Annotated in this window: 14 protein-coding genes; 7 read left to right on the forward strand and 7 right to left on the reverse strand. The window is 49.4% G+C overall.

The window, feature by feature from the left end; all coding sequences use genetic code 11:
• The first annotated feature begins 216 nt into the window (after window positions 1-216).
• Entirely contained in the window at window positions 217-1,212 is a 996-nt protein-coding gene (locus tag AC1S52_RS22860; RefSeq protein WP_482031352.1) for a hypothetical protein, read from the forward strand.
• Window positions 1,213-1,495: 283 nt separating this feature from the next.
• On the opposite strand, the gene AC1S52_RS22865 is transcribed toward AC1S52_RS22860, so the two are convergent.
• Window positions 1,496-1,894, reverse strand: coding sequence for a Na-translocating system protein MpsC family protein (locus AC1S52_RS22865; RefSeq protein ID WP_482031353.1), 399 nt, complete (start codon window positions 1,892-1,894; stop codon window positions 1,496-1,498).
• 505 nt (window positions 1,895-2,399) lie between these two features.
• Between AC1S52_RS22865 and AC1S52_RS22870 the strand changes: the two genes are divergently transcribed.
• From AC1S52_RS22870 to AC1S52_RS22890, 5 genes are all read left to right on the forward strand, one after another.
• Window positions 2,400-2,819, forward strand: a complete 420-nt coding sequence (locus AC1S52_RS22870) for a response regulator (RefSeq protein ID WP_482031354.1) — start codon at window positions 2,400-2,402, stop codon at window positions 2,817-2,819.
• 84 nt (window positions 2,820-2,903) lie between these two features.
• Complete coding sequence (locus AC1S52_RS22875; RefSeq protein WP_482031393.1) at window positions 2,904-3,815, forward strand: YihY/virulence factor BrkB family protein; 912 nt, start codon at window positions 2,904-2,906, stop codon at window positions 3,813-3,815.
• A gap of 85 nt (window positions 3,816-3,900) precedes the next feature.
• Entirely contained in the window at window positions 3,901-4,257 is a 357-nt protein-coding gene (locus AC1S52_RS22880) for a zinc ribbon domain-containing protein (protein WP_482031355.1), read from the forward strand.
• An 827-nt stretch (window positions 4,258-5,084) separates the two neighbouring features.
• The gene (locus tag AC1S52_RS22885; protein ID WP_482031356.1) at window positions 5,085-6,545 is read left to right on the forward strand and encodes an efflux RND transporter periplasmic adaptor subunit; all 1,461 of its coding nucleotides are present in this window, start codon (window positions 5,085-5,087) and stop codon (window positions 6,543-6,545) included.
• Between the two features lie 60 nt (window positions 6,546-6,605).
• Window positions 6,606-9,899 carry an efflux RND transporter permease subunit gene (locus tag AC1S52_RS22890; protein WP_482031357.1) on the forward strand — a complete coding sequence of 1,098 codons (3,294 nt, stop codon included), beginning with the start codon at window positions 6,606-6,608 and terminating at the stop codon, window positions 9,897-9,899.
• Window positions 9,900-10,061: 162 nt separating this feature from the next.
• Here the strand turns inward: AC1S52_RS22890 and AC1S52_RS22895 are convergent, their stop codons facing one another.
• From AC1S52_RS22895 to AC1S52_RS22920, 6 genes are all read right to left on the reverse strand, one after another.
• Complete coding sequence (locus AC1S52_RS22895; RefSeq protein ID WP_482031358.1) at window positions 10,062-10,448, reverse strand: DUF4342 domain-containing protein; 387 nt, start codon at window positions 10,446-10,448, stop codon at window positions 10,062-10,064.
• A 123-nt stretch (window positions 10,449-10,571) separates the two neighbouring features.
• A complete protein-coding gene (locus tag AC1S52_RS22900; RefSeq protein ID WP_482031359.1) occupies window positions 10,572-11,783 on the reverse strand; it encodes an aspartate aminotransferase in 1,212 nt (403 codons plus the stop codon).
• The gene (locus tag AC1S52_RS22905; RefSeq protein WP_482031360.1) at window positions 11,780-12,997 is read right to left on the reverse strand and encodes an iron-containing alcohol dehydrogenase; all 1,218 of its coding nucleotides are present in this window, start codon (window positions 12,995-12,997) and stop codon (window positions 11,780-11,782) included. The genes AC1S52_RS22900 and AC1S52_RS22905 overlap by 4 nt, the downstream gene beginning before the upstream one ends.
• A 20-nt stretch (window positions 12,998-13,017) precedes the next feature.
• Window positions 13,018-13,542, reverse strand: a complete 525-nt coding sequence (locus AC1S52_RS22910; protein WP_482031361.1) for a DUF2518 family protein — start codon at window positions 13,540-13,542, stop codon at window positions 13,018-13,020.
• Window positions 13,543-13,598: 56 nt separating this feature from the next.
• Window positions 13,599-14,021 (reverse strand): tetratricopeptide repeat protein, encoded by a 423-nt coding sequence (locus AC1S52_RS22915; protein ID WP_482031362.1) that lies wholly within the window; start codon window positions 14,019-14,021, stop codon window positions 13,599-13,601.
• A gap of 32 nt (window positions 14,022-14,053) precedes the next feature.
• Entirely contained in the window at window positions 14,054-14,410 is a 357-nt protein-coding gene (locus tag AC1S52_RS22920) for a HesB/IscA family protein (protein ID WP_482031363.1), read from the reverse strand.
• A 257-nt stretch (window positions 14,411-14,667) separates the two neighbouring features.
• On the opposite strand from AC1S52_RS22920, the gene AC1S52_RS22925 reads away from it, so the two are divergent.
• On the forward strand, window positions 14,668-16,314 hold the full coding sequence (locus tag AC1S52_RS22925) for a DUF6930 domain-containing protein (RefSeq protein ID WP_482031364.1): 1,647 nt from the start codon (window positions 14,668-14,670) through the stop codon (window positions 16,312-16,314).
• Window positions 16,315-16,322: the final 8 nt, after the last annotated feature.

The following is a 16,322-nucleotide window of genomic DNA, read 5'->3' on the forward strand; positions in this document are numbered from 1 at the left end:
CTTTTGCAGAAAAACAATCATCAAAACTCGAATTCAAGAATCAACTGAAAGCATCCATCAAGATTTGTGTAAGAAACGGTTCAATTTTCAAATCCCCTTTCCTGTTCGATGACTCAAGGCATCAAAAATATGAATTTTTATCCCTCGACTGCAACTTCAAATCATGCCGCTTCTAAATCCAATTTCCAATTTGATCGAAGTAAATTATCGACTTCATTGACTTCCAATAAGTCTCCAGCTTCTAATCTACACTCGCTGGCAGCCCTATGGGCACGTAAGTATGTCATATCGCTGACAACCCGTGACGAAGCCGACATGCTGCGGCAGAACAAGAGCTTGACGGAGGTGTCTTCCAGGGAAGGGCGTATTAACACCGCCCAAAAATTAAATCAAAACCTTTCGCTAGCCAGTGCCCAAGCCTGGTCTAGAACGGAAACGCTCCTGTCCACTGAAATACGCAGACATGGCATCAATCCCCAACTGATCAATCCCTGGGAAATTGCAGCAGACTCCCATAAACTGTTTCAGACCTGTCTGGATGCCTATAGCGATCGCACCACGCCCCGTCGTCTCTCAGTCTTGGTGGGAGGCGAAATTGGACGCATTCGGCAGAAATATACAGCCGATGACCCGCGCACCCTGGGTTTTGTCAGTATGCAGTTTCACTACACGGGTATGATGCTGCTAGAACAACTTTCCCAGCCAGAGCAGGCGTTGTTTTCTCCTTACCTGAAAGTAATGGATGACCATCTTTATATGCCGCTCAAAGCTGCCTATGAAGCCGCAGCTAATTACGATATGGGTGCAATGGAGGTCGCTGCTGTGCAACAGCTTTTGCCAGTGAGTACCCGAATTGCCCATGCGGTTTGCAATCAGGTCTGTCGATTGCGCCCCAGCTATAACAGCTATAGCGGTAGCTTGAGTGCCCCCCTGATTCGCGTTTCCAGCGTCCGTGATGTGGAAATGTTCCAGGTCTATCTATGTCTGTGCGCCCTGGAAACCAGTATTCACTCAGTCCAACAAGAACTGTTTCCTCTGTGTGTGTTGCTATACCCTCGTCTGGGAGTAAATTGGGAACTTGTGCAGGAAATGCTGCGAATCATGGGATGGGAAATGCATGAGCGCCTGGCACCTGATCATCTAGCAGTGTTTTACCCCTATTTGAAAGCCCTAACGGAAATGTTTTCCTTAGAAGTGTTTCAAAACGCTTGAGATCGATGGTTACGCTGTAATCTACAGACTGAGAGAAATAACTATCAGTTCAATGGCATTGACTTAAGACTAAAACCCCTGGCGTGCTTTGTTCTCCAGGCTCAGCCTGGGAACACTGAATTGAGAGGCTCTGCCTCTAGCGCTAATAGAGGCAGAGCCTCCAGGTTTGCCATTCCCAGGCAAAGCCTTGGAACAAGATGACATTGCCTACCAAAATCCTATCCGAAAAGCCTTAACGGCTAAACCCGATGTCAGTCCAAGAATTGTGCAGAGAGGCTTTTACTCAGCTTCGCACGGCTGAACCATTGACAGCAGAGCTACGAATTTGCGGCAAATCAGATAACACAGCAATCATGCCTGTTCGTTCTGTTTCTAGCGTGGTGTCACTCAACAAGTCCACGACCGGAACTCCAACGATAGATTCAATTAATTCCTTAAGCTGGGGTTGAATCACTGCATTCAAATCAGAGTGAACCTGTTCAGCCAGGTCATCTTTACCGCTACTGGCTAGAAGCTGTTCAGGTTGGGTGACCGCTTTTTCCATGACAATTGCGATTTTGTGATCAAAAATTTGACAATCGATCGCCCCGAGTCGGTGACCCAATTGGTTGCGGTACAGTGCCTGAATTTGTTGGGCGAGAGTTCGCTCTAGTTGCCCCCGTGTTGGCAGGGAATCAGTCATAAAGGTTGTACTCATCAAGAAAACTTTTTCATTTGATAAATCATTTAAGCGTTGCTAGAGTCCAAACACTATCTATCCCAAGGAGAATTCTGCACATATCAGGAGATAGAAAATCTGTCCTTCTCTTTTCTTCAACCATATAGAAAACGAAAACATTTAGAAAAAACAAAATATTCTACTTATCTCACCATTTTAGGCTGTGTCCTTTTTCCCGTGGTTTCACTTACATATCAATTCGGCTTGTCATTTTTTCTTAAGATTGATTTATAGTTTTAACCAAATATAAATTAAAAGCGTCATACTAAATACTGGTCTTGAGCAGTCCCTTCATCAGCTTGGGCTATTTGCCTCTTAACAGGCATTGTCGCCAACCCGGTGGGGAAAGTCGAACAGCCTTGTCAAAGTGCCGAACTTGTCGCAAAAGCCAATTCGCCGCCAGGAAAGGCTGTCGTCTGCTCCTTCTTCAAAAAGCAGACTCAGTTCGTAACTTTCCCATTAATGGAGCATGAATATGCCGTCCACCTGCGATCGCGCCAGCAAAGTGGTCATTCTAACAGTTGATGATGATCAGGACAATTTAATGTTGCTGGGCTACCAACTGTCGTTGTTGTTACCCTGTTCGGTGGTGAGTGCATCCGATGGTCAGACAGCTTTGCAACTGGCAAAGAAATCTTGTCCAGATTTGATTCTATTGGATATTATGTTGCCTGATATGGATGGGTTCGAGATTGTTCACCAGCTTAAGCAAGATCCACAAACTAAAGACATTCCAGTGGTTGCGGTGAGTGCAATGGCGCGATCGCAGGATCAGGAAACTGCTTTTCAGGCTGGCTACGATGACTACTTATTAAAGCCTTATGAACTTGAGAGTTTGGAAGCTTTGATTTACCGTTATCTTAACTTTGCCTATCCACTTTCAAGTTGAGGCAAGAACCAGATTGGGGGAAGAACGCTGAGTAGCCGCTTTTTTTGCTTTTGGAAGTACCTCACCCCCACCGTTCTTGGGGAAATTCTAAGGCGAACTGTGCGGCAGCGGCTTCCTGGTTTGGCGGCTGAAATGGCATACAATGAAATGCTGGCAATGTTTCCAGCAATTTTGACCATTTTTACCGCCGTAGGGCTAGTGAAGACTTCGGAGCATACTTTGCTGGAGTTGGCGAATCAACTGGCGCGAGTGGTGCCCAAAGATGTGCTGATCCTGGTCCAGAATTTCATTCAGGAAATTACCCACACCAGAAATCAAGGGCTGTTTTCCTTGAGCTTTATTGTGTCGCTGTGGGTAGCATCGAGCGCATTAAGCGCGGCAATGAGTGCGCTTGATCAGATTCATCGGATTCCTCGCTTCCAGATGCGCCCTTGCTGGAAAGCAAAACCAGTTTCTCTGGGATTAACCATCGGCACTATTTTGCTGCTGATGCTGGCTTCCCTGCTGATTTTTATCAGCGACATAGGCATTCGACTATTAGCCGTTCACAGCGGCGGCATGCAATCGTGGGTCTTGACTGGTTGGCGGTTGTTAAGTCTGCCTCTGGCATTGGGAATTCTGGTGCTTGCCTTCGCCTTTATTTACCGATTTGGACCTAGTCGCTGGCTGAAGGGCACTCCTATCCTGCCTGGTGCAATTCTGGCAGCGCTCTTTTGGGCAATTCTTTCAGGGCTATTCCGCTTCTACGTTTCCCGGTTTGGGCAATACAACAAGGCATACGGAGCCGTTGGTGCGGTGATTGTGCTGCTGTTATGGCTATATTTGTGTTCGCTCATTTTGTTGATTGGTGCCCAGTTAAATGTCACCGTTGGGGAAGCGATGCGAATTGATGCCAGGAAAAGAAAAGGGAAAAGAATAAAAGATGAAAGGATAAAAGGGGAAGGGAGGAGGATGCAAGAGGTCGGGAGAAGGATAAAAGATAACAGAAGGAAATAGTTTGTTCCGTGAACCTGACTCCTGAACCTGCCCCTGGCAAGCAACAAAAATGCTGTAATAGGTTTAAAGGCTACTTTTTCGACTGATGCCCGAATGTCCTCGTTGTCACCAGACTGTTGATACAAAGGCGATTGCCTGTCCCTATTGCCGTACTGCTCTAAAAGCGTATGGTCATCCAGGGATGACGCTGCATCATGCTACTGGGGAGGAGCCGCTGTGCCTGTCCTGCACCTACCATGAGGATGATACCTGTACGTTGCCAAAACGCCCCTATGCCAGGGACTGTACATTGTATAGCGATCTCAATCAGTCAGCGTTGTTAACCTCTTCACCCGGTTACACCTACGACTTTCAGGTCAAAAGCTGGATCAAACGCAATGTCGGATGGATCGTTTTGCTGGGACTGCTTTTGGTGAGCTTGATCCTGACGCTCCTCAGGTAAGATAATTCAATTTGTGCATTTTCTGTATGGGATCAAGCAGCCCTGTGCATTGCCAGGGAAATGCCCTCAATAACAGGTAATGGATAGCTCAAAGTTAACTCCAGTAAAATCCATGGGGAATACAGAATTGAGCTTAATCTAAGCTCCAGCAATTTTCATTTGTGTATGCCACATAGATCTTTCGTTTCGTTCGAACGCACATGCATTTGCTGTGTGGCGCTCGTCTGAAAATCGCTGTAATTCCGAGTCAAAACTCCTGTCTGGCTTGAAGATGCGTGTGAATGCCTGAAAGTGAAGCGTTTTTTCTGCCGATGGAGCGTACTACGCATCTTTCAGGTTTCTGATGTCTGTAACGCTGCCATTAATTTTTTAACGATATCCAGCGAAGCGCGATCGCGCTACCTTTAAGAGAGCAAACATAACTTTATGAAGACATACAAAGTTTGAATCCTCCAATTGGGTGAATCAGAAGGATGAAGCCGATTTATAGGACGTAGTAGTACCTTAGAAAGAATTGTCATCCTTTGTAACGGTTTGGTGTTCTGTCATCCTGCTGATTCATTCCTTAAGAGATTGATAGGCGGGCGTTCTCACTTTAGGTTCTTTGTTGGTGTATTTCTCTTTAGCTAAATACTTTTCTAGAGGCAAAAGATTCTATCTTCTGACTAAATAAACCATTTGTAATTCGGTGGTGAGGTGTGTGCTTCCCCCGGAAAATATTTGTTTTCAGTTCGTTTTAAGAGAGCGATCGCAGCCAACTGCAAATTCACCCTGACTATTCTTTTGCGACGGTTCAAGTCCCTGTCTAGAGAAGGCATGAGTCACCCATGAGCGGCGAAAATTTCAACCAAAATCCAACGGTTCAATCCGTTTCCACGGAAGAACCAACTCTTCCCCAGGAGCCTCAAGACGTTGAGGAAAAGCGCTCGGTTCCCGGTTGGCGCCGATTTTTGATACCCGGCGTGATTGGGCTATTTGTCTTGGGCGGGCTTGGCTGGATTGTGTTTAATCGAGTCGTCATTCCACTGATGGCATTTAGCCAGATGAAGTTTGAGCCAACCCCGGTACCGCTTGCCAATCCCAAAGCAGTAACCATCGAAGATAGTTCTGACTATGCTGCCAGTCTTGACTCGCGCCAATCCGTGACTTTACAACCCCGCGTATCGGGGCAGGTATTGCAGATTTACGTGAAGGCGGGCGATCGCGTCCAGGCAGGAGATCCTATCCTGCAAATTGACGCTAGGGAGCAGCGGGCACAGGTTTCCAGTCGGCAGGCGGCGGTTGCGACAGCGGTTGCCAATGTACAAGCAGCCCAGGCAGCGGTTGCCAATGAAACCGATAGCCTCAGAGCCGAACAGGCACGGCGGGCTGCTGCGATTTCCAATGTGGAACTGGCTCAACGCGAGTATGAGCGGTATCAAGAACTCTATCGCCAGGGTGCCGAAAGCCAGCAACTTGCGGATCAGAAACTGAATCTCTTGCAAACTGCCCAGGCAAGCCTACGCCAGGTCGATGCCGATATTCGGGCACAGCAAGCTTCGGTTAACCAGGCAAGGGCGAATGTTGTCAGCAACCAACGTGCTCTGGAACAATCTCAGGCAAATGTGTCTGAAGGCGATGCACAGCTTCAGTACTTTACGATTCGGGCACCCTTCGCAGGTATTGTGGGTGATATTCCAGTCAAACAGGGTGACTATGTTAGCAACTCTACCCAACTGGCGAATGTGACGCAGAACCAGGAGTTGGAAGTGCGGATTCAGATTCCTCTGGATCGATCGCCCGACTTGCGAGTTGGACTACCTGTCAAGTTACTGGATGACCAGAACAAGGTGTTGCAGAATGGGCGGGTTTCCTTTGTTGCTCCCAATGTCAATCCTTCAACCCAGTCAGTTGAGGTGAAGGCAACCTTTGCCAATGCGGGCAACCTCCGCACCTCCCAATTTGTTCGTGCCAGAGTCATCTGGGCAACACGACCGGGAGTTGTAGTGCCAACGACGGCTATTTCCCGATTGGGTGGGCGAGACTTTATCTTTGTGGCAGCTCCGTTGAAAGATTCTGGCTGTGAAGCTCCGGCTGCATCTGGGTTTGGCCCACCCCCTACAGCGGAGCCAGAGATGCTAGTGGCGGCGCAAAAGCCAATTAAGCTGGGCAAGATTGTGGGCAATGACCAGGAAGTGCTGGAGGGGGTAGCACAGGGCGATCGCTTTGTCACTGCTGGTATCCTGCAACTGCAAAATTGCACTCCAATTGCAGAAGCCCCCGCAGCGGCTCAGGCTTCCCAAAAGTAAGCGAACCCAAAAACGAACGCTGATTACTCCCTGCACACCTTCGTTTCCTGGCAGCGGCTCATGATTATTCTGTCTCTCTCCGACTTCTTTATTCGGCGTCCTGTCTTTGCATCAGTCTGCTCCATTGTGATTACACTGTTGGGGCTTGCTTCCATACCAACCTTACCAGTCGCCCAGTACCCCGATATTGCGCCTCCCCAGGTAACGGTGACTTCTAACTATGTAGGAGCCAGCGCCGAGGTCGTAGAATCAACAGTCACTAATATCCTGGAACGGGAACTGAACGGTGTGCGGGGACTCCGCTACATCTCATCCACCAGTGCCAATGATGGTACCAGCAATATTAACCTGACCTTTGACCTGGGTACCGACCAGGATATTGCCGCGGTGGATGTGCAAAACCGAGTGTCTACTGTGCAGTCTCGGTTGCCTGGACCTGTGACGCAAACAGGGGTGCAGGTGTCTAAGGCAAACAATAACTTTTTGCTGGCGATCGGCATCTATTCTGACCGGGATGAGAAAACCGGGCAAGACGTTTATGATGACGTTTACCTGAGTAATTACTCTGACCTGTATATCAGTGATGCACTGAAGCGGGTGAAGGGTGTAGGTGGGCTTCAGATCTTTGGTGAGCGGAAATATGCAATGCGGCTGTGGCTTGATCCGGAGCGGCTTGCCAGTCGGGGATTAACACCCCAGGATGTGGTAACGGCATTACAGCAACAAAACCTGCAAGTAGGTGCCGGACAAATTGGACAGCCCCCTACAACTCCTGGACAGCAGTATCAGTACGCGGTGACTGCCCAGGGACGACTGAAGGATGCAGAGGAATTTGGCGAACTGGTTGTCAAAACGACCGATACGGGAACACTGGTGCGGCTCAAGGATGTGGGGCGGGCTGAATTAGGTGCAGAAAACTACAGTTCGGTACTGCGGTTTACACCCAGCGATCGCGTCTCTCACCGGGGGGTAGGTTTGGGGATTACCCAACAATTTGGTAGCAATGCGCTGGATGTGTCTAGGGCAGTTAGAGAGGAAATGAAGGTTCTATCGGCAAGCTTTCCTCCCGGCATGCACTACGCTGTGGCGTTTGACTCCACTACCTTCATTCAAGCGGGAGCACAGGAAGTCGTTCTGTCGCTGCTACTAGCGATCGCCTTGGTGATTCTGGTTATCTTTCTATTCCTGCAAAACTGGCGTGCGGCATTAATTACCTCGATTGCGATTCCCGTTGCTCTAATTGGTACATTCATTTTTGTCCGGGCACTTAACTTTTCAATTAACACCCTTACCCTGTTTGGTTTGACTCTAGCAACCGGACTGGTGGTGGATGATGCGATCGTGATTGTGGAAGACATTACCCGCCGGATTCAGGAAGATGGCATGCGACCTGTGCAGGCAGCGATCGCGTCCATGAATTCCCTGCTTGGGGCGGTGATTGCGACTTCTATTGTACTGATCACAGTCTTTGTTCCTGTTGCTTTTTTCCCCGGTACCACCGGGCAGCTCTACAGGCAATTTGCCCTCACTATCGCCTTTTCAATTACGGTTTCAACCTTTAATGCCATTACCCTGACACCTGTACTGTCAGCGTTGCTTTTGCGCCAGGGCCAAGCTCCCAACAACTGGTTTTTTAATGGGATTAACCGCTTTATTGATCGTACCCGTGAAGATTACGGACATAGCGTCAAGGGTCTCCTGAAGCGCAAGGGGATTGTGGTCGGTTTTTTCTCGTTAGCGTTGGTGTTGACCTATTGGGTCTATACCATTGTGCCTTCAGGCTTCCTGCCGGATGAAGACCAGGGATACTTTATTACGATTGTGCAGGCACCGGAAGGGGTATCACTTGACTACACTGAGAAGGTATTAGAACAGGCGGAAGGCATCATGAAAGAGGTGCCAGAGATTGAGAGTATCTTTGCGGTGGGTGGCTTTAGTTTCAGCGGCGCAACTCCCAACAATGGTTTAATTTTTACCTTGCTGAAACCGTGGGATCAGCGCAAAGAAGCCAATCAGTCTGTAACATCTGTGATTGGTGGGTTCTTCCCAAAACCGTTTGGCTTGTTTCCCAAGTTCTCGTCAATTCAAGATGCGATCGTCGTTCCCTTCTCGCCTCCAGCCATTCAGGGGTTGGGTAACTTTGGTGGTTTTGACTTTAATTTACAAGACCGGACTGGTTTTGGGTTTGACACAATTGGCGAAGTCCTGGGCAAATTTATGGCGCGGGCAACGACCTACCCTTCTGCCCAAAACCCCCAACTGACAGGATTGCGTCCCACGTTTAACGCTAATACGCCTCAAATTACGGTAGAAGTCGATCGCGTCCGGGCAAATCAGTTACAAGTCTCAGTGGAGCAGATATTTAGCACGCTCCAGGTGTTTCTAGGTTCCACCTATGTGAATGACTTCAACCAGTTCAATCGGGCATACCGGGTATACGTCCAGGCAGATGGCAAGTTTCGATCCAATCCAGAGGATATAAAAAAGCTGTATGTGCGATCGCAAACTGGAGATATGATTCCGCTGGGCAACCTGGTTAAGGTGACTCAAACGATTGGTCCCTCCATCATTAGCCACTACAACCTCTTCCGGTCAGTCAATATTACTGGTAGTCCTTCGATGGGGTTCAGTTCTGGTCAGGCAATTAAGGCAATGGAAACGGTTGCCAAAGAAACCTTACCTAGAGGGTTTGGTTATGAATGGTCGGGGCTTTCCCTAGAAGAAGTGCAAGCGGGTGGATCGGCAATTTTTATTTTTGGGTTGGGGCTGGTGTTTGTCTTTCTGACCCTGGCAGCCCAGTACGAGAACTACCTCGACCCATTGATTATTATGCTGACGGTACCGCTGGCAATTTTTGGTGCATTAATTGCGGTGCTGTTGAAAGGAACAGCCAATGATGTTTATACCCAGATTGGTTTCGTCATGCTTATTGGGATGGCAAGTAAGAACGGAATTTTGATTGTGGAGTTTGCCAACCAGCTATATAAAGAGGGTTTGAGCCTTACTAAGGCGGTGATTGAAGCCTGCCGGGAACGCCTACGTCCAATTCTAATGACTGCCATTTCAACCATCATTGGTGCCCTACCCCTGTTTATTGCAACTGGGGCAGGAGCAGCTTCTCGCCAATCCCTGGGAACGGCAATTATTGGTGGCATGGGCATGGCAACGGTACTCAGTTTGTTTATCGTTCCCGTGTTGTATGTGTTGATTAAGTCTTTTGAAATGCGTTTCCGCCGGTCTCGTAGATCCGCTCTGGAAGGGGCATCCCTTGATGATTCCCATGATGGCAACGGTTCGGGGCATCCTGCTCGGGAAAAAACGTCAACTCACCATGCGCCGGACAGAGATGCCTGAAGACTAAAAACCTATGCCCTTTGCACAGAACCCCAGCTTTGTTGAAAAGCTGGGGTTCTGAATTTAGAAATGGTACTGAAGTAAACAGATTCAGAATCCCAGAACCTTAAAGGTTCTGGGATTCTTGGTAGAAACTTATAGTCAAGTCAGTGACTTTGAATCTTAGACTTTCTTTTCAATTACCACTGTGATATGGGCAACCATCGCTCCAATCACTCCAATGGCAGCAATCACTGGGAACACGGCAGCACTCAAGACGCCACCCACAACGCCAACCGTCATGGGAATTTCAATCAACGTATTGCCGTCTTCGGTTTTGAGGATGATTCGACGAATGTTGCCTTGATGGATCAATTCTTTGATCTTTGCAACCAGGGCATCGCCACTGATCTTAAATTCTTCGACTCGCACATCCTCCTGTTGAGGTGGTTCCTGTGGGGTATCTGCCATAACTGATGTGGATTCTATTTCTGTCGTTTGCAGCGTGTTTTGTGGTGTGACAGTTTGCGGGGTATCCTGGATTTGTCCTTGCTCTTGAATATTGGTCATTTTAAGACCTCCTGGTGATGTGTATGGTTCAAGTCTCATCACATCTTCACTGTGGCTTTTTTCCAGATTTTGTGCTTCCTGCTATTGGAGCATTTGAGTGAGTGATTCGATTCTGAACCTTAATCAATCAGGGTTAGACACCAAAACGTTCGATGGGTAGAAGATACCCGCTTGCTTAAACCGATTGAGTGCCTCTCCCAGGCGATCGCAATCCGCAATTAAGCTAATCCGCACATAGCCTTCGCCCCCTGCGCCAAAAGCATTTCCAGGCGTAACAACAACTCCCGTCTGCTGTAATACCGATAAGGCAAAGTCTGTGGAGCCAATCCCTGGTGGGCAGGGCACCCAGAGGTACATCGTGGCTTTGGTCTTGGGAACATCCCAGCCCAACTCTGCCAAGCCGTCGATTAAGAAATCCCGACGAGTGCGATAACGCGCCTGCACTTCATGGAGATACACATCCGGCAATTGCAGGGCAGTTTCCGCAGCGGTTTGCAGTGCTCTAAAAATCCCATAGTCGAGGTTCGTTTTGAGCGTCCGGAGTCCCTGGATAATGTGGCGATTGCCAACCACAAAACCGACTCGCCAGCCTGCCATGTTGTAAGTCTTCGACATTGTGTGAAATTCAACGCCAATCTCCTTCCCTCCCGGAATTTCCAGCAGACTGGTTGGCTGGTAACCATCAAATGCCAGCTCTGCGTAGCACAGGTCATGCACCAGCAGAATTTCGTAACGATGGGCAAAAGCGACAATTTCTTCAAAAAACTCGCGGGGTGCGGTTGCTGCCGTGGGATTGCTGGGGTAGTTGAAGTACAAGATCTTTGCCTGTTCTGCTACGGAGTCAGGAATGGCTGCCAGATCAATGAGCCAGTCATTTTCAGGCTTGAGCATGAGGCTGTGAATCTGTCCACCAGCAATCAGAGGACCCCGAAAGTGGGCAGGATAGGCGGGACTGGGAACCAGCACCACATCGCCAGGGTTGACATAGGCCAGTGCCAGGTGGGTCAATCCTTCCTTAGAACCTAACAACGGTAGGGCTTCACCGTCAGGATCTAACTCCACGTCATAGCGCCGGTTGTACCACTGGGTAATGGTGCGACGGAAACTTGCCGTGCCTTCAAACGGGGGGTAACCATGATTGGTTGAGTCCTGAATTGCCGCGATCGCCGCATCTACAACCGGCTGAGGCGTGGCACCATCCGGATTGCCCATGCCGAGGTCAATCAAATCTAGTCCCTGCTCTCTGGCACGGAGTTTCAGTTCGTCTAATCGGGCAAAGACATAGGGGGGTAAGGAACGCACGCGATCGGCAGGGCTGATCCAGTCCAGGCTCATTCTGTAACCTCACGATTGAAAGAGTGATGGGGTTTAAGTGTTGGATCTTGAGCAATTGGTGCAGTTGGCGTAGAACACCTATCCTCTAGCTCAGAACCCATGCCTGTAAACTCAAAGCTCTTTTCATTCACAGGAGCCGTGGTCGATACCATTGCCGCCAGGAGTTGGGAGGGATCTACTTTGAAGGGCAAACGGTGAATGTCAGAATTGGCATTGCAGGCAATTTCAGCCGCTTGTTGCAATGCCACCAGGGAAGTTTCTCCCAAACCCAGGTCACTCAGGGTTTGAGGTAGCCCGATCTGAGTGTAAAACTTGAGCAACTGCTGGCGGGCAGTGGCTACAAGCTGGTTGCCCTGAACAATTTCTTCTAAACGCAACTGCACCAAAATGCCAAACGCAACCTTTTCACCATGCAACCTGTCATGGCAGGCAGGTAAATGGGTTAAACCGTTATGAACTGCATGGGCAGCCACTGTACGGCATTGAGCGCCCCCAATGCCCCCGATCACCCCTGCCATTAAGACGGTGGCATCCACCACTTCCTGCCAGTCTGCTCCGCCCGGTTCCTGAAGCGCAACCAATGACTTTTGAAACAAAATATCGCGCAGGACTCTAGCTTGCTGAACCGCTGCAATAATCAACGTTTGCTGGGAATGTCCGCTGCTAACCGATGCTTCATACCACTTGGCGATCGCATCACCAATCCCCGCAACCAGCATACGGTGAGGAGCCGTTTGGACTAAGTCATAGTCCAAAACCAGCAGATCAGGACAGCGTGCCAGTGCCACATCGTAGAGAAAGGCTCCCTGATCCGTATAGACGTTTGAAAGGGCAGTCCAGGCAGCACAGGTCGCGGCAGAGGTCGGAATGGTGACAACCGGCAACTGGTTCTGAAACGCAACCAGCTTGGCTATATCCATTGCCTTACCGCCCCCAACCCCAATGACCAGATCCGCCGGGTGGCTTTCCACGGCTTTTTGCAAAGCAGCTAAACTCGTTTCACTGCAATCGGGACTGTAGGATGCCCAGCAGGGTGAAAGATTCGTTTCCAAAACTGGCTGAAGTTGGGGCTTGACCAATGCCACGGTTCTGTCACCGCCAATCACGAGAGGGCGGCTACCCAGACGGGCGATCGCCCCCCCCACCTGAGCGATGACTCCCCTGCCACGCATCACTTGGGCAGGAGCAACGGCGAGAGACTGAAGAGAAGTCATAGAAGTTACCACCTCACACCTCACTCCCCATCCAGTTCCAACTTAGGCAATTGCGCTAGCTTATCGGGAAAAACTTCCACGATGGGGGTATTATCTTCACGGCTGAGAAGGGAGCGCTTAACCTGCCCCAGATAAAGGGGTTGACTAGTACCAGGCTCTGGATGGAGAACCGTCCTGGCACGAATTGTCATGAACTCCTCTCCCTGCGACATGCGCCCTGGAGAGAAGAGTTTGGAGGCTGCCTGAAGCAAGGTAGCTTTAAGTTCTGATTCAGTAATGGTAGGTGGCACCGTGATCACAATCTGGGTTGACCCGGTATCAAACACTCGCGAGTAATGGACTGCACCAGGAACATCGGGACGGCTATAAAGCCCCAGACTTAGGGCAAATAGCCCGCCCGTCAGAACGCCCATAAAGCCTGTAGCTCCAATCAGACGAAACCGGATGCCCCATTTCAAGATCCAGCCCAACCCAGCCAGGGCACCGCAAAACAGGGTGAAATAGCCTGACCAGCGTGCAAGTGTAAGCAATTGTTCAGTGGACATGGATCTTCCAAAAATACAAGGACTCTAAGCTTCAAGGATTCTAAGCTTCAAGGATTCTAAGCTTCAAATAACCACTCCTTGACCCGTTGCAGGCTCTTCCAGTCCGGTTTACGGGTCAGACCATCTTCAATATTCTGGGAGATTTCCTCTCGTAAATCGGAAATTGCCATGATGAGCTGTTGCGCAACTTCTATATGCTCACGCACCCCCTTTTTGGAGGTATCCAGCATTGCCAGAACCAGGTTGATCCGTGCTTGCGGATCTTGAGGGTTGAGCTTAACGGCTTTGTGAGCAGCTTCATAGGCCTGGCTAGGCTTTCCTGCTAGCAAGTACAGCCAAGCCAGACAGGTCCAGGAAGAACTGCTTTTACGGGAGCGATCGCACACTTCCTTAAAGATTGGAATTAACGTCTCAGGTTTTTCTCCTGCTTTATAACGCTCAATTCCTTCATCAAAAAGGGCTTCAACAGTTTGAGTCATAGCTAAGTAATGAGTGGTCAGTCGTGAGTGCCCTAGGCTGAGAAAGATTTGCCACAGCCACAGGTTTGAGCGGCATTGGGATTTGTAAACTGGAACCCACCACCAATGAGGGCATCACTGTAATCCAACACCAACCCATAAAGATAGAGCATACTTTTGGGGTCACACACCACTTTGAACCCGCCATAATCGTAAACTTCATCGGTTTCCTGAATATTGTCAGGGTTCTCAAAGTTCATGGTGTAAGACATGCCGGAGCAACCGCCACCTTTGACACCAACCCGCAAACAAAGATCTTGTCCTTGCTTTTCCCGCAGCATGAGAACATGTTTCAAGGCAGTATCAGACATCTGAATGCCTCGTTGGGAGGACTGAGCAACTTGAGTCATGAGATATTACAACTCCTTGCCTATATCGTTTTGATTTTTGCAGGTCTATTCATACTATCAAGGATAGATCACGACACGCATCGGAAAGAGGGTGGAGGAGTGGAGTCCTACCACCTACCAGGTAATTCTCCTTAATATCCCGTGTCTGAATGGAAGCAGTCTAACCAGAATTAATGTTTAAGATGAATATCTAAACCTTAATGATTAGCCATTAAACACCTGGTTTTGTCCGTCTTGATTTGTCGCCTCAGGTACCTATGACTCCGCTTAATCGTTCTACCCGTCGTCGCCTCCAGCAGCTACCCCAACATCCAAGTGTCTGGGAGGGCGATCGCCGTCCGTTGGCGGCAGAGGTGCAGGCTAGTGGAGAATGGTTGGATATGGCTCCAGGGGGTTCCCCGGCTCATGGAGATTGCATTCTCTGGGTTGATGGTTCCATGGGAATGGTGCGGGCAATGGATGTGGTGTCACCTGATACTGGACCAGAAACCGTTGTCCGCACGCTGCTACGGGCAATGGAGCATCCCCACAATCCAGGTACTCCAGCGCGTCCTCAAAAAATTGTGGTGCGCGATCGGGAAATTTTGTTTTTTCTACGGGGAGTGTTGCAAGACCTCGACATTGTAATGGATTATGTCCCTGACTTGCCCTTGATTGACGAGATTTTTCGGGGCTTGCAGGATGCCATCAGTACTCGTCCCCCCCAACTCCCTCCTGACTTTGCCGATCCATTGCAAGCAAAAGCCCTGGAAATTTGGCAGGTAGCTCCCTGGGATGTTCTGGCAGACCACCAAATTATTGCGATTGAAATCAATCAATGGGACGTGACAACCCTCTACGCTTCAATTATGGGGATGTTGGGGATGGAGTATGGCATTCTGCTCTATCGCTCTCTCGACTCTCTGCGTCGTTTCCGCCAGCGGGTACTTGCCAACGACTCCTTTGACCAGATGGAAGAAGCCTTTTTGGGGCAGGATTGTCTGTTTATTACGTTTGAGAATCTGGATGAGGAATCGGGAGAGGAAGTTAATCTCTCAACCCTGCCGATTTCTGCGATTGAGCCTGTTTTTGGCAATCTGCATCCCCTGGAAGGGTTACGGTCTTTCCTCTATGAAGAAGAAGCTGCCGTTGTTTTGGTGGCACTTGAAGCCCTACATCGCTTTATGCGTCAGCATCGTCAGAAATTTGAAAAAGATGAGTTTCCCTCTGTTAACAGCCGCTATCGGATTTCCGTACCAGAAAACCAGGAGGCAGAGGACGAAACCAAGGCGAGTTCCCAAGTTTCAGTGAAGGTGTCTACAATGCCTGACCTGGCGGCGGAACTGTTCGATCTGGCAGATCCTGAGGAGGATAGTCCTAGTTTTCCGATGGTGCGGGATGATCTGGTGCCCGAAAACTCATTTCTCAGCCTGGGGGTTGTGCCCTGGGATATGCTGGAGGTTCTCCGTTCTGGGACAGAATACCATCAGCCCCAAGAGGTGACTGCTGCCGGAGATGGGTTGCCGGTGGTCATGATTCAGACTTCCAGACCTAAGGCAAAAACGCTGATCCAGGAAATCAAAGATGCTGGTGGGCTTCAGTCGATCTGCTTTAACCCAGGGGAAGACCCATTTGAGGGCGATCGCTACGATCTGGGATTATTTCAAACCGGAAATGGAGAATTACATCTGTTTGGTGAGTTCGGCGAAACCGACCCGGTTCATGTCGCTGCCCGCAAAAAGTGGGATCAGCGCTGCAAGAAAACTAAAGGTTGTTGCGGCTTAATTATTGCCAGAGGGCTGACTGGAGCTAATCGTGGCAATCCTCAATTCCGAGACATGATGGCACTGTTTGAAGCCCACTCTCTTTCCCCTAAAGAGCTGGGTTTAGGAACCCTACAGCTTGCAGCCGTTGAGTGGATGTAGCAAAGAAC

The organism is Kovacikia sp. CALU 1929, assembly GCF_056784235.1.

Coding starts and splice junctions, on each gene's coding strand:
- AC1S52_RS22865 (WP_482031353.1), bottom strand. CDS start 1,894: ATGACTGATTCCCTGCCAACACGGGGGCAACTAGAGCGAACTCTCGCC.
- AC1S52_RS22870 (WP_482031354.1), top strand. CDS start 2,400: ATGAATATGCCGTCCACCTGCGATCGCGCCAGCAAAGTGGTCATTCTA.
- AC1S52_RS22880 (WP_482031355.1), top strand. CDS start 3,901: ATGCCCGAATGTCCTCGTTGTCACCAGACTGTTGATACAAAGGCGATT.
- AC1S52_RS22885 (WP_482031356.1), top strand. CDS start 5,085: ATGAGCGGCGAAAATTTCAACCAAAATCCAACGGTTCAATCCGTTTCC.
- AC1S52_RS22890 (WP_482031357.1), top strand. CDS start 6,606: ATGATTATTCTGTCTCTCTCCGACTTCTTTATTCGGCGTCCTGTCTTT.
- AC1S52_RS22895 (WP_482031358.1), bottom strand. CDS start 10,448: ATGACCAATATTCAAGAGCAAGGACAAATCCAGGATACCCCGCAAACT.
- AC1S52_RS22900 (WP_482031359.1), bottom strand. CDS start 11,783: ATGAGCCTGGACTGGATCAGCCCTGCCGATCGCGTGCGTTCCTTACCC.
- AC1S52_RS22905 (WP_482031360.1), bottom strand. CDS start 12,997: ATGACTTCTCTTCAGTCTCTCGCCGTTGCTCCTGCCCAAGTGATGCGT.
- AC1S52_RS22910 (WP_482031361.1), bottom strand. CDS start 13,542: ATGTCCACTGAACAATTGCTTACACTTGCACGCTGGTCAGGCTATTTC.
- AC1S52_RS22915 (WP_482031362.1), bottom strand. CDS start 14,021: ATGACTCAAACTGTTGAAGCCCTTTTTGATGAAGGAATTGAGCGTTAT.
- AC1S52_RS22920 (WP_482031363.1), bottom strand. CDS start 14,410: ATGACTCAAGTTGCTCAGTCCTCCCAACGAGGCATTCAGATGTCTGAT.
- AC1S52_RS22925 (WP_482031364.1), top strand. CDS start 14,668: ATGACTCCGCTTAATCGTTCTACCCGTCGTCGCCTCCAGCAGCTACCC.